The 21,555-nt window shown below is 44.3% G+C and carries 19 protein-coding genes; 9 read left to right on the top strand and 10 right to left on the bottom strand.

All coding sequences use genetic code 11. The features are described from left to right. Positions 1–415: 415 nt before the first annotated feature. Complete coding sequence (gene dctA / locus AAHF22_RS23095; protein ID WP_347327349.1) at positions 416–1,798, bottom strand: C4-dicarboxylate transporter DctA; 1,383 nt, start codon at positions 1,796–1,798, stop codon at positions 416–418. Between the two features lie 547 nt (positions 1,799–2,345). On the opposite strand from dctA, the gene brfA reads away from it, so the two are divergent. After that, positions 2,346–2,576 carry a ribosome rescue factor BrfA gene (gene brfA / locus AAHF22_RS23090; protein ID WP_347327348.1) on the top strand — a complete coding sequence of 77 codons (231 nt, stop codon included), beginning with the start codon at positions 2,346–2,348 and terminating at the stop codon, positions 2,574–2,576. A gap of 153 nt (positions 2,577–2,729) precedes the next feature. On the opposite strand, the gene AAHF22_RS23085 is transcribed toward brfA, so the two are convergent. The 3 genes from AAHF22_RS23085 to AAHF22_RS23075 form a co-directional block, all read right to left on the bottom strand. Further along, positions 2,730–4,031, bottom strand: coding sequence for an MFS transporter (locus AAHF22_RS23085; protein WP_347327347.1), 1,302 nt, complete (start codon positions 4,029–4,031; stop codon positions 2,730–2,732). 638 nt (positions 4,032–4,669) lie between these two features. Then, positions 4,670–4,999 (bottom strand): DUF3817 domain-containing protein, encoded by a 330-nt coding sequence (locus tag AAHF22_RS23080; RefSeq protein ID WP_347327346.1) that lies wholly within the window; start codon positions 4,997–4,999, stop codon positions 4,670–4,672. Positions 5,000–5,507: 508 nt separating this feature from the next. Beyond that, positions 5,508–6,113 (bottom strand): TetR/AcrR family transcriptional regulator, encoded by a 606-nt coding sequence (locus AAHF22_RS23075; RefSeq protein WP_347327345.1) that lies wholly within the window; start codon positions 6,111–6,113, stop codon positions 5,508–5,510. Between the two features lie 163 nt (positions 6,114–6,276). Here AAHF22_RS23075 and AAHF22_RS23070 point away from each other — a divergent pair, with 163 nt between their 5' ends. Continuing rightward, positions 6,277–7,728, top strand: coding sequence for an MDR family MFS transporter (locus AAHF22_RS23070; protein WP_347327344.1), 1,452 nt, complete (start codon positions 6,277–6,279; stop codon positions 7,726–7,728). A gap of 100 nt (positions 7,729–7,828) precedes the next feature. Here AAHF22_RS23070 and fabV read toward each other — a convergent pair whose 3' ends face one another. Beyond that, complete coding sequence (gene fabV, locus AAHF22_RS23065) at positions 7,829–9,022, bottom strand: enoyl-ACP reductase FabV (RefSeq protein ID WP_347327343.1); 1,194 nt, start codon at positions 9,020–9,022, stop codon at positions 7,829–7,831. A gap of 471 nt (positions 9,023–9,493) precedes the next feature. Between fabV and AAHF22_RS23060 the strand changes: the two genes are divergently transcribed. Next, the gene (locus tag AAHF22_RS23060) at positions 9,494–9,916 is read left to right on the top strand and encodes a LysM peptidoglycan-binding domain-containing protein (protein ID WP_347327342.1); all 423 of its coding nucleotides are present in this window, start codon (positions 9,494–9,496) and stop codon (positions 9,914–9,916) included. A gap of 531 nt (positions 9,917–10,447) precedes the next feature. Here the strand turns inward: AAHF22_RS23060 and AAHF22_RS23055 are convergent. The 3 genes from AAHF22_RS23055 to fdhF form a co-directional block, all read right to left on the bottom strand. After that, positions 10,448–11,179, bottom strand: a complete 732-nt coding sequence (locus tag AAHF22_RS23055) for a stalk domain-containing protein (protein ID WP_347327341.1) — start codon at positions 11,177–11,179, stop codon at positions 10,448–10,450. Between the two features lie 864 nt (positions 11,180–12,043). Continuing rightward, positions 12,044–12,535: a helical membrane plugin domain-containing protein gene (locus AAHF22_RS23050; RefSeq protein ID WP_347327340.1), complete on the bottom strand. Its 492-nt coding sequence runs from the start codon at positions 12,533–12,535 to the stop codon at positions 12,044–12,046. A gap of 353 nt (positions 12,536–12,888) precedes the next feature. Next, positions 12,889–15,831: a formate dehydrogenase subunit alpha gene (fdhF, locus tag AAHF22_RS23045; RefSeq protein ID WP_347327339.1), complete on the bottom strand. Its 2,943-nt coding sequence runs from the start codon at positions 15,829–15,831 to the stop codon at positions 12,889–12,891. Positions 15,832–16,206: 375 nt separating this feature from the next. Here fdhF and AAHF22_RS23040 point away from each other — a divergent pair, with 375 nt between their 5' ends. The 3 genes from AAHF22_RS23040 (at position 16,207) to moaA (ending at position 18,519) form a co-directional block, all read left to right on the top strand. After that, positions 16,207–16,554, top strand: a complete 348-nt coding sequence (locus AAHF22_RS23040; RefSeq protein ID WP_347327356.1) for a Na-translocating system protein MpsC family protein — start codon at positions 16,207–16,209, stop codon at positions 16,552–16,554. 4 nt (positions 16,555–16,558) lie between these two features. Beyond that, positions 16,559–17,386, top strand: coding sequence for a formate dehydrogenase accessory sulfurtransferase FdhD (fdhD, locus tag AAHF22_RS23035; RefSeq protein ID WP_347327338.1), 828 nt, complete (start codon positions 16,559–16,561; stop codon positions 17,384–17,386). Positions 17,387–17,505: 119 nt separating this feature from the next. Further along, positions 17,506–18,519, top strand: a complete 1,014-nt coding sequence (moaA, locus tag AAHF22_RS23030) for a GTP 3',8-cyclase MoaA (RefSeq protein WP_347327337.1) — start codon at positions 17,506–17,508, stop codon at positions 18,517–18,519. A gap of 600 nt (positions 18,520–19,119) precedes the next feature. Here the strand turns inward: moaA and AAHF22_RS23025 are convergent. Both AAHF22_RS23025 and AAHF22_RS23020 read right to left on the bottom strand, forming a co-directional pair. Beyond that, entirely contained in the window at positions 19,120–20,316 is a 1,197-nt protein-coding gene (locus AAHF22_RS23025) for a site-specific integrase (RefSeq protein ID WP_347327336.1), read from the bottom strand. A gap of 44 nt (positions 20,317–20,360) precedes the next feature. Then, complete coding sequence (locus AAHF22_RS23020; protein WP_347327335.1) at positions 20,361–20,690, bottom strand: helix-turn-helix transcriptional regulator; 330 nt, start codon at positions 20,688–20,690, stop codon at positions 20,361–20,363. A 161-nt stretch (positions 20,691–20,851) separates the two neighbouring features. On the opposite strand from AAHF22_RS23020, the gene AAHF22_RS23015 reads away from it, so the two are divergent. From AAHF22_RS23015 to AAHF22_RS23010, 3 genes are read left to right on the top strand one after another with little or no spacing between them, the layout of a single operon-like run. Continuing rightward, positions 20,852–21,067 carry a helix-turn-helix transcriptional regulator gene (locus AAHF22_RS23015; protein WP_347327334.1) on the top strand — a complete coding sequence of 72 codons (216 nt, stop codon included), beginning with the start codon at positions 20,852–20,854 and terminating at the stop codon, positions 21,065–21,067. A gap of 13 nt (positions 21,068–21,080) precedes the next feature. Next, complete coding sequence (locus tag AAHF22_RS23945; protein WP_371834105.1) at positions 21,081–21,284, top strand: helix-turn-helix domain-containing protein; 204 nt, start codon at positions 21,081–21,083, stop codon at positions 21,282–21,284. Then, a complete protein-coding gene (locus tag AAHF22_RS23010; RefSeq protein ID WP_347327333.1) occupies positions 21,281–21,469 on the top strand; it encodes a hypothetical protein in 189 nt (62 codons plus the stop codon). The genes AAHF22_RS23945 and AAHF22_RS23010 overlap by 4 nt, the downstream gene beginning before the upstream one ends. Positions 21,470–21,555 lie beyond the last annotated feature (86 nt).

Raw genomic sequence — 21,555 nt, 5'->3', positions numbered from 1 at the left:
ATCTCGGTCAATGTACTAGGTGTAGTGAAATCTTTGTTACGCATAAGATAATCAGCTATGCGTATACGCTGTATATGAAATACAATAGCCGACAGGAGCATTAACGTTCCTGTCGGCTATTGGTATGATGCAATGTAGCTGGCATTTAGATTGTTGATCATTCTAATGTTCAGGTTCGGTAGTATTCGACATCCAGAAAGTATCTGAAAACTCAAAAGGATGCCGACTTTACAAAATTCTCTTTTGCAGCTTAAGAAATGTCCAGAGGTCGTGCAAACGTAGATGAAGAAAAACGAACAAAGTCAGAAGCGAAAAGGTGATAGAAGATGTACGCCAGCGAGTGTTCAGAAAGGATGTACTAGGGGTGCAGACTCACTGGGCATCGTTACCCGTATCACACCGATCAAGCCTAAGCTCAAGATTTATTCATCACAGGTGTACGATACACAGCACCTGCTGAATCTTCTGTAGCTGATGTAGGGCTACTAGCGCTAATGGCTGGTTCCAACTTATTTTGCCCGGCATCTGCTATTAATTCTTCATCCGAGATTGCACCAGACAATACGGCTTTCATACGATCCGTATCCAGCATGCCTTCCCACTTCGCCACGACAAACGCTGCTACACAGTTTCCCATCAGGTTCGTAAATACACGCATCGTATCCATAAAACGATCCGCTCCGAGTAATAGTGAAACGACAGCAACCGGAAAGGCATTAAGCGCTGCGGCGGTAGCCGATAAAGCCAGAAACGCCGAACCAGGTACACCTGCCATGCCTTTGGAGCTAAGCATGAGCACAGCCAGAATCGTAATTTCCTGCATAAGCGTAAGCTCAATGCCAACTGCTTGCGCCAGAAATACAGTAGCCAGCGACAGATAGATTGAAGCGCCATCCAGATTGAAGGAGTAGCCGGTAGGTACAACAAGTCCAACAACGGCGCGATTACAGCCTGCACGGGTTAATTTGTCCATCATGCGTGGCATAACGACTTCGGAGGAAGCTGTACCGATCGCTAGCATAATTTCAGAGCGTGTATAACGTACAAATTGCAGAAGATTCATACCGGTAATCCACCATGCCGCCAGTCCGAGGCAGACGAGAAATACAATAGCCGATACATAACAGGCGATAATGAGCATACCATACGAAGCAAGCGTAGCAGCGCCATAGGCGCCCACGGTATAAGCAATCGCGCCAAATGCGCCGAGTGGAGCCAGTTTCATAATATAGCCGATCACTTTAAAGATTAGCTCCATGAGGTTATCTATGAGTGTGAGTATATTTTGCTTAACCGCACCTTCACTTGCTGCAAGCGCGGTACCAAATAGACAGGCAAGCAGTAGCACTTGCAGGAGTGAATTTTGAGCAAACGCGTCTACCGCACTCGTTGGGATAATATTCATAATAAATTCCACCGTATGCGGCAACTCTGCACCACCTGTTTTGGCAGCAATTGCGTTCGGATCGAGTGTAGCTGCATTAATATTCATCCCCGCACCTGGACGCATCCAGCGTGCAGCAACCAATCCCAGCAGGAGGGCGACGGTCGTGGCAATTTCAAACCAGAGAATCGCTTTCAGCCCGATGCGTCCGACCGCTTTCAGATCGCCGGCTTTGGCAATACCAGCGACAACGACGACAAAGATCAGCGGAGCAATTAGCATTTTGATCAGCTTAATAAAGCCAGTTCCGAGCGGTTGCAACATTTCACCAAAGCCGGGCCAGATGATTCCAACCCCAATACCGATTATAACCGCCACGACAATTTGAAAAAATAACGACTTGAAAAATGACATAATCAACCTCCTCCATAATGGTCATGCGGGAGCACTCGACGGATTGAACTTTTACTTTTGTTGTCCCTGTACGTTTACAAAACTGAATAGACTGGATAGAATGACAGCTTATGTACCAAAATGATCATCAAGGATATGGAACGATTCGCTGATTCACTACAGTTCGTTTGTTCCTTCCGTTTTTCATTGGTTAAGTTAGGTTTCTTATACATAGACGAAAAATTAAAATCTTATGTAGCTTTTTATAACATGATCGTAGTTCGTATAACAGAATATTTATTATCTTTTAATATGATGCACAATCAATATTATGAAAATTGAATCTGAAAACAAAAAAATAACGAACGACATGTAAATTTAGATTACAAATTGTTCGTTATTTTATGAATAAGCCTGCTGATTTGCTAGTAAAAGAAATAAATTCACATTAAAACATCCTATGTATTGCTCAATACTCACATCATGTGTTATTTTAAAGTGGTGAATAGATGGAGCTTATACGTCTACTCGCACACGATATGATCTAACAGATAGGAGAATGTTTAGTATGGCACGTACACAAACACAAAAAGCCGTGCGCAAAGCACAGCGCAGCGGCAATCTGGCACCTGATTACGGTCGCAAAACGAATGAAGTTTATGGAGCGATATCGCAGCACACACGTATCAAGCCAGGTAAACAGGAAAAATTACAAAAGCTTAAGCACAAGAAGCAGATCCTACGAGATGATGCTTCTTTTTTATTGTTCAGATATGCAACTGCCTTGCTCCAATTCTGAGCGGTGTCATGCAGTGATTGCGTAGCGATATGTATAGCGATAGAGACAAAATCAGCGCTAAATTATAGCTGCTTAGAAAAAGAAAAGGTATACTCCTCGTATGATCAACAGCCAGCTATCGCGCTCAAACAACGTTTCTACTTAACATTATCCTTAATCAAAACTACGGATTCCCTTCGTACATAACCCTGCCACAAGTAACAGCATCCCAATAATCGAAAATACAGCAATTGTCCAAATTCCACCCCTATGATCAGCGAGCCAACCGACGAGCAAATAACCGAGTGGCAAGAGTGCAAATGAACCAAGTAGATCCAGACTCGCCACACGTCCAAAGCTCTCGATCGGCACAAGCTCTTGCAGACTCGTTTCCCAGATCAGTGCAAACATCATCATACCGAAGCCTTCCAGCACCATAACGAGTACAAGGCCGGGTGCCCATGAGACGATAGCGAGTAACAATAAAGCAACGCCGCTCAATAGCGCTCCACCGTAACCAAGCCAGCCCCGATGGCGCCAGCGACTACGAGAACCGAATAACAGCGCGGCAAGTACGGCTCCTGCACCTGTTCCAGCCATCGCCAGCCCATAGACGACTGGAGAAAAACCATAGTGGATTTTGAACAACCACGGTATGAGCACAACGATAATTCCCTGATAGCAAATATTAAGCAGCGAGAATACTACAATCGTAATCCATAGCCACGGATGTAATTTTAAGATGCGAAACCCTTCCAGTAGCTCAGAGACCATCGAGCCAGTTGAGACTTCGCCTGCACTTGTAGTCTGTTGCTTCGTCTGCTGACGAGAAGAAACATAAAACCTGCCCAGTACGATAAAGCAGGCTAACGAGATCAAATACGTAAGCGAATCAAGCGCAAACCCACTGCCCGGCGATGTGAATGTAACGATCAATCCACCAATCGCGGGTCCAAGTAAACGCACAGCCTGAATACTCATCTGGCTAAGCGCATTAGCTGCATTGCGAATATCGGGCGTGAAGATTTCTGCACGCAGAGCAGAGTAGGCTGGTACAAAAATTCCATCCATCAATCCATACAGAGCCAGCCCTACATACAAAATAGGCAATGTGAGCATATCCATAAACATTAACAGAGCAGCGCCGAACATAATTAGAAAGCGTGTCGTATTCGTAAGCCAGATCAACCGCAGTCGATCTGTACGATCAACGATCCAGCCAGACACGGGCAAAACAAGCACATTAGGTAACATATAGATCGTCATCGCCAGACCCATCATCGTTGAAGAACCGGTCAGGTTATAGATTACGATCGGCAAAATAATCATCGTGACCGAGCTGCCCAGCATGGCGATCCATTGACCAAGCCACAGGTACGTAAATGCTTTCGACTGGCGAAGCGGAGAGAGTAGCTTGGCGAGCGCGGAGTGAGCAGGTGTTGCGTTTGTGGTAGAAATAGAATGGTCGTTTTGCATAATGCCTCCTGTGATATCGGATAGAATAGGTAAGAGCAGTAAGAGCAGTAAGAGCAGTAAGAGCAGTAAGAGCATATATCTGCTCAATAGGCGATGCTACTATAACGCTATAGTAAGGCTAAAACTAAAGCAAAAACTAAAGCAAAAACTAAAGCATAGTTGTTTCGTATACGCATATTTCTGATTATGTATTGAATGCAGTTTACCTTGACTTGCCCATTCGCACAATCCCTAACGCCAAAAAGCCCCTTTCACCGGAAAGTGAAGGGAGCTTTATTTTCCGGTGCACAGGGCTTTACTGAAATGACTCCATGTCGTATAGCAATTGTCTGTAGGATCAACGAGCTTCATATGAATTGCTCCGATCATACGATTAACGTATACCGTTCAAACAGGATATGGCATAGAATTAGCGTATAGCTCACACTCAACGTATAATTTACAGCTAACTCGTAGCCTACCAGCGTATAATCGATAGCTCTTTTACATACAGAGCGAGTACGTTAATGATTTTGCCACTTACTTCTTCGCTTAGGTTGATCGTGCTATCACGGAGAATCTGACGTGGTTTCACCTGTGCAAGGAATGACAGTCAAAGCATTGGCTATAACATTCAACTCCATCTCAGGAAAGATAAATTAGCCTTTTTGCACTTCTGTAGCAGACACTTCAGCTGTTGGTGTAGTATGACGCTGCAAATAGCGATCGAATACAAATGGACCAAATGGTAGCAACGAAGCGATAAATGCTAGAATCGACTGTTTAAACGTGATTTTGCGCATGATCAGTGTAACCGCAATCGCTGCCACATAAGCGACAAACAATACACCATGAATCATGCCTACATATGTAACCATTAGTGGCTGATTAGCCAAATACTTGAGCGGCATTGCCACCAGCACGAGCAGTAGATACGAAATCGCTTCCACATGACCTACTGTACGGAGAGTTTTAAGCATATTTCCCATTTAGAGGCTCCTTTGTTGAATCTGGACTGCAAGCTGTTATTCCTCTGATCTACTGCCATTGATCATCCCAGGCGTATAGATGCTATTGTCGCTTGCATCGATCCGATTTCTGAATAGAGTAAATTAACTACAATTTGAATAATTTAAATATACCGTAAATCAGGACTATACAGGCACGGTTAAAGTTACAATATTTTGAACCTGTAAGCGATTAAATTAATTTTTATTGCGTTGTTATATGAATGCAATCATACCGATATGAAACTATGGGAATAATAGATGTGGCGCTTTTGCAATCACTTCTATACTTTTGCATCTAGCCAGAGCGTGTAGGCAAACTCCTATAACGTAAGCCGCAGTAGTGTCTGCCGTGCCAAAAAGAGTGGCGTACATGTTCCATACGTATCTGCAAACTCGGTAGGATACATATTTTCGTCCAACTCTACGAAGTTTTACATAGAGCGTGGAGCGTGCAAACAAAGCGCAAGGGAAACAGACGAATGGAACATCAGTCTGCATCATACAGTTGAGCAGAACCTAAGCGGGATATTTCGGAAAATAATATAGCCATTTCGCTTGGAGATACATCGAAATGACGTTGAATCCAAAATTTGATACATCCTACATAGGCAGATGCCATATATGCAAAAAGATAAAGTTGTTTTACAGGAATATCGTGAAGTTCTTTATGAGGATTTTTCGCTAAATACGAATACTGAAATTGCTGCTTCAATAATTCTGTCAGTCGTTGGGCAAAATCCCCATCCTTTGCCGAACCCATAAACAATGTAAAAAAACGTTGATGCTCGCAAATATACTGAAAGGGACGCACAAATCCAGCAGGCGGATCGGTAAAAGGTTCACGATCTTGCGTAGTATAGGCTAACTTTTTAATGATGGCATAATATTCGTCCAATATCTCCTCTTTTAATTGCTCAAAAAATTCATCCATCCCTTGATAGTGTAAATAAAACGTTCCTCTATTTAAGCCGGCATGATCGGTCAATTGTTTGACGGTAATCCCATCAGGCGTTTGGTAGGCTGCGAGATCAAATAAAGCTTCTTTCAACTGCTGTTGGGTGCGTAAAATACGACGATCTATTTTTTTGTCCACTTCCCATCCCCCACTTAAAAATAATTAAAGTTACTGAGCATTATAGCGTTCCGTGTTGATTAATGAACATAGAATACGATAGTGATCATTAGATTTTTATATGCCTCATTATAATGAGCTTATCATCACTAATCAACACTGTGTTCATTAAAAGGAGGATCATATGTCGGATCAATCTGCGGTTTTCTTATCAGCGTCATCAGCATCCCCTATAGAACGGAAGCCTGTAGGCAGGAAAGCCTTTATTTATGCAATAGCTGCGATTATTCCAGGTATGATGATGGTTATGATCGATAGTACGGCGATGAATGTGGCGATTCCCAAATTAAGTGACGATCTTAAAGTTGCTTTTGCCATATTACAATGGGTCATTATCGGATACATGTTAGCTATGTCTGTAACGATTCCATTGGCTGGTTGGTTTTCCGAGCAGGTAGGCGTAGCTAGAGCGTTAATAGGGGCTATTGTTGTGTTTGTTATCGGCTCTGTATTATGTGCCATAGCGCAAAGTGTGGAGCAACTGATCATTTTTCGTATCATACAGGGATTAGGTGGAGGCTTGATTCAACCGATTGGCATGGCTGCTGTGTTTCGTCTCGCTCCTTCTCACAAACAGGGTCAGGTGATGGGGATGCTGGGCATACCGATGCTGATCGCTCCCGCTTCAGGACCAATCTTATCAGGCTGGCTGTTAGAAATTGTGAGCTGGCACTGGATTTTTTGGATCAATGTTCCGATTGGCATCGCTGCAATCATTTTAACGATCCGCTATGTCGCTCCTTTAAAAGCGCTCCAGTTCTCCACTACTCATAAAAAGCCGCTTGATGTAGCTGGTTTACTGTTAGCACCGTCTTCATTTGTTTTGCTGGCACTGGCGCTGAATGTAAAGACAAGCCTCTGGATCGTATGTTGTCTAGCTATGGCAGGTATAGGGTTGCTGATCTGGTTATGGTTTCATGAAAACCGGCATGCTTATCCTATTTTGGAATTGCGAGCTTTTCGGACGAAACGTTTTCGACAGGGAATGTTCGTGAGCTGGATTCAATATATGGCGCTAAACGGCTCGATTGTATTTATCCCTCAATTTTTGCAAAATGTGAAGCACTATACTCCGCTACAAGCTGGATTGGTTATGAGTATGCTGGCGCTGACATCGGGTTTGTTGATGCCGATTGGAGGCAGGTTATTTGATCGCTGGGGGATACGACCTTTAGCTATTACAGGTTTAACAACGATTGCTGTAGCCTTACTACTGATGTCGCAAATGAATGTCGATGCAGATCGCTTCATCACTGGTGCAATGGTAGGTCTATTAGGCGTAGGAATGGGGCTATGTATGATGTCATTGAACACGTATATTTTACAGTCTGCTCCAGCGGATACAGTCAATCGGGTAACGCCGCTAACTTCAGCAGGGGCGAATCTAATTATTCCGCTGTCGATTGCAGGTCTAAGTCAATTTCTCATGCTACGCATGACGGTACGACAGGATCAGGCACAGATGATAGAACCGATCGCTCATGCGCTTGCTTATCGTGATACGTTTATGCTGGCAGCTTGTATAGCAGCGGTGGGCGCATTGCTCAGCCTGGGGCTTAAATCGGATCGTAAGTAAAAGAAAGCCGCATAAGTCTCTGTCCAACGGTAACAGAGAACATGCGGCTTTTTGATGATATCGTTTTTGATCATATCGATTAAAGCTTTGCAATTAAAAATTAATACTTCGCGTGCGGCACTTTCACATCCGGATCAAGATCAGCCTCGTAATCGACACCATCCGTTTCAAAGCCAAACAGTTGGAAGAACTCTTTGCGATAGCCTTCCAGATCAGTTAACTCGTATACATTTTCAGTCGACAGTTGGTTCCAGATCGTTGCCACTTCGGCCTGTACATCATCACGCATTTCCCAATCGTCCAGACGAAGACGATCTTTCTCGTCTACAGGTGTATTGGCACCATTATAGAGGCGATCAGCGAACATGCGATACATTTGTTCGATACAGCCTTCATGAATCCCTTTTTCTTTCATTACTTTGTACAGGGCAGACATGTACAGAGGCACAACCGGAATGGCCGAGCTGGATTGGGTGACGAGTGCTTTACATACCGCTACATAGGCCTGACCGCCTTTGGAACCGAGATCCTCGTTCATCTGACGAGCAGTTGCTTCCAGATGATCTTTCGCCTGACCGATCGAACCCTGACGGTAGATCGCCTGTGTAATATTGGAACCGATATACGAGAAAGCTACGGTTACGACATCATCGGTCAGTACGTCGGCAGCGCTCAACGCATCGATCCAGGATTTCCAATCGTCGCCACCCATCACACGTACCGTAGCTTCGATCTCTTCTGGTGTAGCCGGTTCGATACTAATTTCACTCACTTCGCCGGTATGGAAGTTAACCGTTTTGTTCGTATACGTTTCACCGATTGGTTTCAGTGTGGATGTATACGTTTCACCTGTGTTCGGATCGGTGCGACGCGGCGCAGCTACACTGTAGATGACCATATCGACTTTGCCCAATTCGCTGCGAATCGCTTCAACCGTATCTGCTTTTAACTCATTCGTAAACGCATCGCCGATAACGCTAAACGATTTCAAACCTGCTTCTTCCGCAGCCTGCTCAAATGCAGCCGAGTTGTACCAGCCAGCCGAAGCCGTGCGGCCTTTTACCGAGCCACCATCACGATACACGCCGATCGTATTTGCGCCTGCACCAAATGCCGCTACAATACGTGCAGACAGCCCGTATCCTGTCGAAGCGCCGATCACGAGCACATTACGTGGACCGTTAACCGCCGGTTTGGATTTTACATATTCGATCTGTTCCTGTACCTGACGTGCACATCCAGCCGGATGAGCTGTCGTACAAATAAAACCACGAGTTCTTGGTTTAATAATCATAAATAAAATTCCTCGCTTTCGTATATATCGATAGGTTGACGTTATGGTTATGCATACTCGCTTATTGTAGCATTTTTTCGTTTATATAGCACCTGGTACCAAATAGAGGCATATCTATATTTTAAGATCCTATATCGACATAATGCATAAACTATCATGTGAGTTAGTTTAGTGGCGAACAAAGCTATTCAATTCAATAAAGTGGAAGTAGGAAGTGGAGTAGAAAGGAATGAACGCTGGGCTAATTTTGCAAAACGTTAAAACAGTGTTTAAAATGTAGATAGGTTGGTTAACTATATATCGGAAATATTAATTTTGCAAAATATAATAAAATATTGTTTAGATAGGCTTGCAATATTCTTTAATTAGTTGTATATTAGATTCACAAGGTTACGAACTGGTTATAAGTTACCTAAGTAAAGTTAATTACGTTTTATAAAAATATAAAAAAGTGAAGAGGAGCCATTACTCATGAACAACAAATTTACTAAAATCCTGATGTCCGCTACTTTAGCTGCAACCCTGGGTGCCGTTGCTATCGCCCCAATCGGAGGTAGCCACGCCTACGCTGCAACAAACGATCAATCGAACCACGAGAAACGTAAAGACAAAGAAGATCGCATGGCGAACAATGCCGCTTTCCTAGCTGCACAAGAAGCACAATTCCAAGCCATGTTCGGTACAGATGAAGAAGACAGCACAACAACAACACAGGAGCCTGCCAACTCCCAAACACCAGCTACTAATGTAACGAACAAAACCATCACTGTTGTCGTTCCACAAGGTGCCAGCCTAACTGATCTTGCTGCTCAATACGGTGTCACTGTAGACGAGCTGGTTGCTGCCAACAACCTGCTGCCTGCTGGTTTTCAACTGACTGTTCCACAAAAATAAGAACGTTTTGTTAGACCATTTTCATTGCATAATGTTTATTGAATGACGTTTATTGTATAAAGCTTGTCGGTAGAAGCTTCCCCACTTGTGTCGACAAGCCAGCTACAACTTTGATCGGGTGTAGCACCGTTTGTACAGATTCTGCATACACTCCTGTACCGGAGAACTCGTCCCCTTGTCTCTTCGGAGTGCAGGAGTGTTACAGAATTGAAATGATGACCCAATGAAAAGTTCCCCCTTTTCAATGTTGAATCGGCCAAAAACACCTTGTCCGCTGCATCTGCCAAATGCAGCCGGGCAGTTCACATAAAAAAGCTGACGTCCTCCCCTGAACGTCAGCTTTTTTGCATTTATAAATTTTGCATTTGTAAAATGGAATAGATATCGTGTTCCACTACTTGGAAGTATAGAAGTGCATTGTTATAAAAGAACGCTCGAATGTTATACACGAGCACTTGATCGAAATGATAAAATAAAACCTCATGCTCATGATCGTTCACCAACAATTTACGTTAAGCACCGTTGCTCTAGTTAACGCACCAGATAAGAAGTCGTTAATGGTACGAACAATACAGAACCTGGGTCATAGTCCGTGCTTTCTACGAACACAGATTTTACGCCTTTAACATCGACATCAACACTTGTCATGCCCTGATCTGCGGAAAGCGATACCGTTTTGAGCACTGTACGATCGCCATCGTAAATATTGATTTTCTGGTTACCACTTAACAATGCCATTTCAAGATGAAGGGTGCTATATTTGTTGTCGGTCATGATCTGGAAGTCACGGTATGATTCCGGCTTATCGTTAATATACACTTCTTTGTAGTCTTTACCTTTGTACACCGTTTTGGCTGGGTCTTTCGTACGTAGCTCAGAGCTTTCCATTGCTGTTGAGCCAAGCTGACTTAGTGTTGGTTTGCTGGACGAAGGTGTTGTAGTTGAGCCACCGCCAGTGTTACCACCAGATGTGCTACCGTTACCAATGCTGATCGAAGAATTGGCGCTATTATAATTAACAGGAATGTCCATCAATTGACCAACTGCGCGAACTGGCAAATACGTTGTGCCATTGTACGTAATGGGCAGAACTTTTTTACCATTTGCATCGGTGAGCTGAGCCGCTGTACCATTCACATTAAAAGAGAGTGCGCTATTCAGGTAGGCGCGAATCGGCTGCAAGCTTGTGGCAGCGATTGCACCTGTGCCAATACCTAATGTAAGAGTAGCTGTAACAAGCAGTGCGGTACCTTTTTTAATCATTATTATTCCTCCTTAAGCAAGTTGAATTCAGACTCTACTGCAATTACGTAGAAAGAATGCAAAATGAGTATCACGCGAAGAGATCGGGGAGTATGTACTGCGTGATGGTGGAAGTATGTTGTTATATGTATGTAAAAAGCAGCAAGTCGGATACTTTATATTTACATAGAGCTGTAAATATTGTCAATTACTGATAGCAAAGCTTGTGTCAGTCTATATTAGGTATCAGCAGTTCGCTGAGTATTGAACGATAAATGAGCGATAAATGATGGATATAGTTTTGATAGGTTATTTTTTTGCTGTTCTAATGTTTTATAGAAGAATAGAACATTAGAAAAATAGAAGAATTTAAGAGGGAAATCTACCTATGAATACATAGTTGCAAATTGTAGGTTTACCAAGCAAGAGACGATCGTGCAACAAAGCAAAATACGACCAGGCAAAATGCAACAAAGTAAAAGAAGGAAATCTATAAAATGCTACTCAAAATGTGCATAATACTCAGAATGCGTACAAATAGCATTCCTCATAATAAATCCTTCATATTTATATAAATGGAAATATCGCTCATACAGACAAAATAAAACAACGGAGGCGCTATGCATAGCGGACTCCGTTGTTGGGATAGTGGGATATTTTAACCTAAAATGAATCATAAAATTCAAGTAGGATTCCTCAAAATGCTAATCAGAATGTGCACAATACTCAGAGTATTACCTATAATGTTCCTCAGAGGGAGACTGTATTGAGCGTCTGTAGTCTGTTGATCTTTAATCGCTTATTAGATAACAGCAGTTTATTTCCGCGATCCAAAGCGAGTCGGATCAATATCCATAACATGAATATCCATAATATGAATATCCATTAATGCTGTGAAGGGGTATCCTTTTTCAAACCTTTACCTAGCCCTTTCATAAATCGCAATCCAAATCCTAATGCGCGCTGAATATCAGGGTCTTTGAGTGCACGCAGCATCGTCATTAGACCGATCTTTTCGGTTTGTGGACGGGCTGCTTCTTGGAGTCCTGCCTGTACACTATTCATCAGCTGGGCAGTTTGCGCAGGATCGACGGCAGTTAAGGCGCCTGCTGCTGCCATACCGTTGTTGATCAGATTCGTTATTTCCTTACGGGATACCTGACTAAGTACGATCTCGGCAATTTCTGCTTTCGCTTTGAGCATCGATTCCGCCGCTTCCAGTATGCCGCTCGTTTCCAATTCTCGTAAAATGGACAGCGAGCGCTCCAATGCGGCATTCGATTCGGTCAATTCCTTTTGCAATCGTTCGATCGTCTGTTGCTGTTGTTCCTGTTCGGTTAGCATCTTCTTGCGAATCGCTGTGATGGGTACGGCCATATGCTATGCTCCTTTTATTTCGTATTGATATCGTCATGTGAATAGGCACTGGGGCATGTATGCAAACTCGTATACGTGTAAACAGTAATTCACTGCGGGAAGGAAATAAGGAAAAGCACGACTTGTAAGGCTAGCTATTTTCTAACACGAGATCTATATAGAAAGGATTTTTGCAAAGCAAATATCGTACTGTTTTGAGCACGGGAATCTACAACGTGCTCCTATTCCGTAGATTCCTGTGCGAGACCGGAATCGGTCCCTTTCTTCCTTGCCGGCGTGGTGTTTGTCCCAGCCAAAAGAGTTTGCGTACACGCCCTAGTTGATCCGTATTTCTAACCCGGGAGAAGGCTCTTTTACATATCTACAAGTGATACGTAGTCAGGACGATCCCATTTACGCTGTACTTCGACGCCATTTTGCGGATGACGTTTTTTGTAGCGCGGGTTGATTTCCGGTAGTGGGTTGACGCCTTTGACGTTCAAAATTTGCATGCGTACTTTGGTCTGCTTGTAAGCTGGCGTATGGGTACGCACGTCGACCGCAGAGCCAGTCAGTAAATTGACCGCTGTCTCGTGACTAACCGAGTGCATCGGTACATAAATTTCCTGTCCACGTACACGATCGGTAACGACCGCGCGCAGCTTGATCGCTCCATATGGAGATTCCAGACGAACGAGTGTACCATCTTCAACGCCTCGTTCTGCCGCAAGTTCCGGCGATACCTCTACAAACACTTCTGGCAACTTGCGATTGATGCCCTGGGACTTGTTCGTCATATTACCTTCATGGAAATGCTCCAGCAGGCGACCATTGTTCAGTACAAGATCGAATTCAGCAGGATATTCCACCGGTGGCACATAATCGACGAGCGAGAAGCGTGCTTTTTTGTCCGGGAAATGGAAGCCTTCGGTGTATAACAGCGGTGTATCCGCACCATCCGACGAACCCCAGTGGAAGCTGCCCCAGCCTTCCAGCACATCATAATCACATTGTGCGAAAAATGGAGTCAGACTCGCCATCTCGGCGAAAATCTCAGCTGGATGTGTATAACCCCAATCAAAACCAAGCTTCTTCGCCAGTTGTGTCGTAATCCACCAGTCTGGTTTGGAATCACCAAGCGGTTCCAGCACTTGATACAGACGTTGTACACGACGCTCTGTATTGGAAAATGTACCATCCTTCTCCAGCGATGGAGCCGCAGGCAAGATCACATCGGCGAATTGAGCCGTTTTGGATAAGAACACATCCTGTACGACGAAAAATTCAAGCTGGGATAGCATTTCATGCACATGATTCACGTTCGAATCGATCCACGCCATATCTTCACCAACTAGATACATCGCCTTCATCTCGCCACGGGCAATCCCATCGACCATAGCGATATTGTCTTTGCCCGGCACCGGAGAGATCGGTACGCCATACGCCTGTTCAAATTTGGCACGTGCTTCATCATTCGATACATGCTGGTAACCCGGCAACCACGGTGGCAATGTGCCCATATCGCAGGCACCCTGTACATTGTTATGCCCACGCAGTGGATAGGCACCTGCGCCTGGACGCATATAGTTACCAGTGGCAAGCAGCAGATTGGAGATCGCCGCAGACGTATGAGAGCCAGCGATATTTTGCGTTACACCCATACCCCAACAGATTGCTGTACCATCGGCATCGCGAATCATTTCAGCGATGGAGATCAGTTCGGCTTGCGCGATACCGGTTACTTCTTCAGCATAAGCGAGCGTGTATGGCTCGATCAGCTTCAGGTAATCCTCATATTGATTCACATGCTGTTTGATAAAGTCGGGCTGATGCCAGCCCTGCTGAATCATATAGTTCGTAATTGCAGTAATCCACACAAAGTCTGTGCCTTGCTGCGGACGAATGAACAGGTCGGAACGTTCTGCCATCTCATGCTTACGCAGATCGGCAACGACTAGCTTTTGTCCGTGCAGCTTATGTGCACGCTTAATGCGTGTCGCCAGTACCGGGTGACCATCGGCAGGAGCACAGCCGATCAGAATGACCAGACCCGCAGCCGCGATATCTTTAATCGTACCTGCATCACCGCCGATACCAACCGTTGACATCAGACCGTCTGATGCAGGGGATTGGCAATAACGGGAGCAGTTATCCACATTGTTCGTTTGGAAAATTTGGCGAGCGAGCTTCTGGATCACATAGTTCTCTTCGTTCGTAATTTTGGAAGAGGAGATAAAGCCCAGTTTGTCGCTGCCATGCTCATTACGAATGTCATTCATACGCTGGGCTACATATGTTAATGCTTCATCCCATGTCGCTTCCACGAATTCATCGCCCTGACGAATGAGCGGTGTCGTCAGACGCTGATCACTGTTGACGAAGTCCCAGCCGAATTTCCCTTTCACACAAGTGGAAATAGCATTGACCGGTGCATCGTGAGTCGGTTGTACTTTCAAAATTTCGCGACCTTTGGTCCATACTTCAAACGAACAGCCAACACCGCAGAACGTACAAACCGTTTTCGTTTTGCGTGTGCGTGTATCACGCATCGCTGCTTCAACCTCGGAAATAGCGAAAATACCGCTATAGCCAGGTTCGACTTCCTTGATCACATCGATCATCGGGTTCAACATATTTTCACCGATACCCGACATAAAGCCCGCTTGACCGATCATCGATTTTTCCATCAGTGCATTACATGGACAGATCGTTACACATTGTCCGCAACTGACGCAGGACGATTCATTGATCGACACGCCATCATCCCAGACGACGCGTGGACGATCTGCTTCCCAATCAATTGACAATGTTTCGTTTACCTGCAAGTTCTGGCATACCTCGACACATTGTCCACAGGCGATGCACTGGTTTGGATCATAGCGATAAAAAGGATGAGACATATCCACTTCATTGGCAGGTGCCTTAGGTGTGTATGGATATTTCTGATGCTCGATGCCCATCGCTTCCACGGTATTGTGCAGTGTGCAGTTGCCGTTATTGTTATCACAAACGGTGCAATATAGCATATGGTTTTCAAGCAGGCGATCCATGCCTTCAGTCTGTGCCGCTTTAGCAGAGAGCGAATCGGTTTGTACACTCATGTCTGCCGTTACCGGTGTAGAGCAAGCACGGGTAAGCTTGCCATCAATTTCGACGATACATGTATCACAGGTCTGGATCGGATCGACTTCAGGTACGTAGCATACTTGTGGATGCTGAATCTGCGCTAGATTGATCGCTTGCAGTACAGTCATGCCCGGCTGGGCTTCGTACTCTTGTCCGTTAATCGTTAACTTGATGGCTGAAGATTCGTTCATGTGGAGACTCCTTCGTTATCAATTTGCGTGTATTTTGCCTATCTATGATCGGGTTCGGCATGAAAAGGGCATAAAAAAACTCCACCTTAAAGTCGACGCCTGGATCAGGCAGCAAGTTTAAAGTGGAGTAATCCGTTAGCAATGACATACTAACCAATCAACCCAAAATCATTGACAATCATGTGACTAAAAATATTATACTCCTCCTGGATAGAAATTCAAGACACAACTTGTTCAAACTTAACATGATAGGTGATAGACGAATCGTAAACGAGTGCTGAACCGCTGGGAAATAAAGCGGCACTTGAATTTCAGGGGATCAGGTGTATGATCATTAACGTACCGTTGAGCTACAACAGGCAGGGAGGAACAGCGATGAAAAAAGAGGCGGCATTTAACGAGATTGTACGTAAAGTACGCAAAGATACATTTGGCAAAGGGCCGGAGCGTATTCATACGACCTTTGTTGACAATATGGCGATTACGAAAATGTGGGGCAATTTTACCCCGACTGAGAAATTCATTGCCGGCACGGTAGAGGGCAAGGAGATGGTGCATCGCGCTCGCACGCAGATGGTACAGAAGCTGTATGAGCAGCATGTACCGGACGGAATGGAAGAGCTATGCGGTTCAAAGCTTCAACATCTGTTTACCGATATTAAAGTGGAGGATGATTTTGCCATCTCCGTGTTTGTGTTTGAAAAAAATATTGAACAGGGATGATATCATGAACGCGGAGTTTAAGCAGCAACGCACGATGATCCGCTACGAAGGCGGACAGTTGGAAGAAAAGCAGGATCTGGTCGTATCCGAACAGCCGATTACTGTAAAGGTTAATGGCGAGGAATTTGTCACGCTTGTATGTACGCCAGAGTATGTGGAGGATATGACGATCGGATTTCTCGCATCCGAAGGGGTCATTCAGCAATATAGCGATATTAACGAGCTGTGGGTACAGGAGGATGAAGGCTTTGTGCATGTGCGCACCGATCGCTGGAAACCACAGCATCGGCAACTGTTCACGAAGCGGTATATTACATCCTGCTGTGGGACCAGTCGGCAGGGCTTTGTTTTTTTTAACGATGCCCGTACAGCGAAACGGATGGATGAAGTGCGAGTCCAGCTTACCTTTCAGCAATGTTTTGCCCTGATGGATGGAGTGCAGCAACAGAGTGAACTGTTCAAGCAAACAGGTGGGGTGCATACTGCTGCCTTATGCGATCCGAATGGAGTCGTACTAGCTCGCAGCGATATCGGTCGTCATAATGCGCTGGACAAAATTTACGGCTGGTGTCTGAAAAATGACATCACACCGCAGGGGAAAATTATCGCGTTTAGCGGACGGATCTCCTCGGAAATTTTGACCAAAGTGTCCAAAATTGGCTGTGAGGTCATTTTATCCAAGTCCGCACCGACCGAATTGGCGCTGGATCTGGCAGATCATCTTGGCATTACAACCGTCGGTTTTATTCGCGGCGAAAGCTGCAATGTGTACACGCATCCGCAGCGTTTGAAAGAATATGCGGACAAGCAGGAAAGTACTGTGCTATTCTAAAAGGAATCACTTTCAGGCGATATCGTCCCTACTTTCCAGCGCAATGATGCGTTCGGTTAGCGCAGACGGTAGGCGCCTTATTATATATCGGACATGAAGCGAGGATTGGAGGAGAGACGATGGCTATCTATGATCAGCATAACCGTATTATGCGGGATTTACGGATCTCCGTCACAGACCGCTGTAATTTCCGTTGCCGGTATTGTATGCCGGAGGAGATTTTCGGTAAAGATTACACCTTTTTATCGAATGAGCATGTGCTGAGTGAAGCGGAAATTGGCCGCATGGCGGCGATCTTTGTCGGATTGGGCACGCAAAAGCTGCGGATTACCGGCGGTGAGCCGCTACTGCGTAAAGATCTGGCCAGCATTATTGAGCGTCTGTCGTCGCTAGGGGCAGACGATCTGTCCCTAACGACGAATGGCAGTCTGCTTGCACGCAAGGCAACGGAGCTAAAGGCAGCCGGACTGCACCGAATTACGGTTAGTCTGGACAGTCTGGAAGATGATCTGTTCCTAAAAATGAACGGTGGACGTAGTCGGGTGAAGCCGGTGCTGGAAGGTATTGATGCGGCGGCGGCAGCAGGATTGTCGGTTAAAGTCAATATGGTCGTGCAGCGTGGATTCAATGAAGATGCAGTCGTACCGATGGTAAATTATTTCCGGGAGCGCGGTCATATTTTGCGCCTGGTTGAATATATGGATGTGGGCAATACGAATGGCTGGAATCGGGAGCATGTGGTCAGTAAGCAAGAGCTATTGGATCGCATTGGCGAGCATTGGCCGCTTGAAGCGATTGCGCCGAACTATGAGGGAGAAGTAGCGACACGCTATCGCTTTACCGATGGCAAGGGAGAGATTGGCTTTATTTCCTCGGTGACCGAAGCGTTTTGCGGTTCCTGTACGCGCGCGCGGTTATCGGCGGAAGGTCGGCTGTACACATGCCTGTTTGCTACGAAAGGGCATGATCTGCGTGCACTGCTACGCTCGGATTTAAGCGATGATGATATTGCTCAGCGTGTATCGGATATATGGAACGGTCGACATGATCGGTATTCACTCGATCGCGGAACCGAAGCAGCGCCGGATCGACAATATGGTTCCAAAGTGGAGATGTCTCATATTGGTGGTTAACCTGCAAAAACATAGCGGGTAGAGGAATCGAATGCAGTAAAATAAGCTCATGCTAACAAAAGAAGCTTGTACAGTAGCAAAAGAGAATAGCGACAAAATGGAAAATAGAAGGCGCATGCCTTCTATTTTTTTGTCACAAGATTGACAAACAATAGGCTGTCCAGTAATCTTAGAAAGCAGCTCAAGCTGGTTTGGAGTCGATTCATATGATGTCTAGGCTCTAAACATAAATGTAATACCGTTGATTGATGACCTTATACGTGAAATGTAAGGGAATTAACCAGCATTACCGGTTCCTCTGTATGTTATGACACATGTCTTATGTCAGCAGGATGAGGGCTTGTTATGGTGGTTTTTTGTGCTGTAATGATTTGCTATTGGGTATTGCAACCTGGCGCCGGAACTGTAATCACAATGAGCGAGTCCCTGTTTGCACACAACCGTATGCTAACAACGAAGATGACATGGATGGAGGATATACAATGGCTTATTATACACCGCAGGAGATCATGAAGATGTCTGTTGAACGAGGTGTGAACCCTTCATACATAAGAGATTACGAAGAAAGTAATCTAAAAAAAACCACATTTTAACCACAAACTAAAATACTCCACTCATTAATGAATCTAACTTATCTACCGCTTCTTTTTTCTTTGTCTTAGTAATGTGAAGATAAATAGTTTGTGTTATCACATCATTGCTATGACCGAGCAACCTTTGAATTGCAGGCAATTCTACCCCAGCTTCTGCCATTAACGATGTGTAGGTATGTCTCAAAGAGTGCGGAGTTAGACTTTCGTTTAGACCGGATTTTTTTAACATCTTTTTCATAAAATCTAAAACATCACCTTCACTTAACGGATACCCAGGCAAAGTTTTTTGGTTTAGAAACAAAAAATCTCCAACATTGTGGATTTCGTTTCTTCGAAACATTATGAATTCATTCCTCCAAGCTTCCTGCTTTGAAATTATTTTTAAAACACTGCTCCCTAAATCAACACTTCTTCTTGATGATTTTGTTTTTGGCGGAATTAACTTGAATTTCTTTATACCTCCTCTTTCGAAGAGAGTTTTAGCCACTTTTATTCTTTTATTGATTCGATCTATGTCACTCAATTTCAGCGCCAGCATTTCTCCCACTCTCAATCCTGTATAAGAAAGGACGAATAGGGCATGATACATTTGTGTATCGCCGTGTTCCTGAGATACTTTTAAAAGGGTCGCCAGCTCGTTTTTTTCAAGAAATCTAGGGATTTCTTCCTCTGTTTCTAATTCTTCCACGGTCTTAGAATATACAGGGATTTCTGCATCCTCGGTCGGATTCTTAGCTATCAACTCTAACTGCTTTGCTTTTTTAAACATCATTTTAGCAGTAGTATGAAAATTAGAAATTGTATTTTTTTGTTTTCCTTCCTTTTTCATATCATCCAGCATATCTTGGTAAATCATAGGTGTGACATCTTTTAGTTTCAAGAAACCTAACTTTCTTTTTAACACAGATAAATTCGATCTACGAGTATGGATTGATGATGGCTTAACTCGTCCGCTTGAAGAATAAATTTCTAACCATTTATCAGCCCAATCCTTTACAAGAAGTTTTGATTCTTCGATGTAAATACCTCTTGCGATTTCTTCTTCTATGCGTAACCCTTCTTGATACGCTTCTTTCGCAGTAGAAAAACCTCTAGTTTCCTTTTGCTTACGTTTACCGGTTTCCGAATTGATGACTGAATAACGGTAAGTGAAGCGTCCGTTGCTCAGTTCACGTACTTTGGGATATCGTTTAGCTCTTGCCATAAGATCACCACCTTGTAAAAGTAAATTTTATGTAGTCGGCGTTATTAACGCTTCGATTTTACATATTCAATATAAGCGGCAATGTCTTTAATTTCACTTAGATCAAATCCATATTTCACTAAAAACCCTTCTAACGCTTCATCGAATTCTGATTCTGCATTATCCGCTATTTCCAATCCACCTTCTTCAATAAGATTACTTTTTTTAATGTTAAAGTGCGCGGCCATTCTTTCGATCGCGCCCATTCTTGGCTCAGACAATCCATTCTCCCAAGCGGATACAGCTTTATTGCCTACTCCGGCTATTTCTGCTAGTTCTTGTTGCGTTAAATCATATCTATCCCTAAGTATCTTTATGTTCTCTTTTATTCCCACTGTAAACACCCCGTATCAATGTATTCTAATTAATTTAGATTATATTGTAAAAGTCGAAAATAATCAATGTGAAAGTGAAATTAAAATAGATTAGGATGTTGACAGTCTAATTTAAATAGATTAATATTAGATTATCTCCAAGATGGATAGGAGGTGAAAATGTGATATTGACCATGAAGCAAGCACGGATGTTGGCAGACAAAAAGCAGAAGGAAATTGCTGAAGTAATGGGCGTTCACCCACAAACTTATGGGAAATGGGAGAAGAATCCCGACCTCATAACCATTGGTGAAGCGAAGCAATTTTGCGAGCTTGTCGGTGTAGACTTTGAGTCTATTTTTTTTAGCTCTGAGTCTAATTTAATTAGACAAAAATAAGGGGAGGGTTTGTATGACTAGTCTTGAGATGTACCCACCAACTTTAACTATAGCGCAATTGGCTGAAAGTCAAGGAGTGTGTACCAAGACAGCTCGGAAGTGGTGCCTTGCTAAAGAGCATCCGTTGCCTAGTTATAAGTTGGGTAATATTCGGCGCATCCGCAAAGATGCGCTCATCACTTGGATCAAGCAACGTGAGGAAGGAGCTGCACCATGAAACCAACAATCGGTCGCGTTGTGCAATATCACTCAGTGAGTGGTGATCGCCCAGCTATCGTCACTCAGGTCAACCAGTCAGGCACGATCATCTTAACGGTGTTTTATACGAATGAAACTCGCGCCGGTATGGAGTGCCACGAGGGCGAGGATGTAGGCTGCTGGAGCTGGCCGCCGCGCAACTAATAGGACAGGGGGACTGAGCATGGAACAGCTCGTATACGCTCACGAGGGGCGTTTGGTAACAGACAGCCTCCGTGTAGCTGATGGGT

Origin of the sequence: Paenibacillus wenxiniae (assembly GCF_039822605.1) — a bacterium.
In the GTDB taxonomy this organism is placed as follows: Bacteria; Bacillota; Bacilli; order Paenibacillales; family Paenibacillaceae; genus Saccharibacillus; species Saccharibacillus wenxiniae.
The sequence above is the reverse complement of the archived record's forward strand: the minus strand, read 5'-3'. Positions and strand labels throughout refer to the sequence as shown.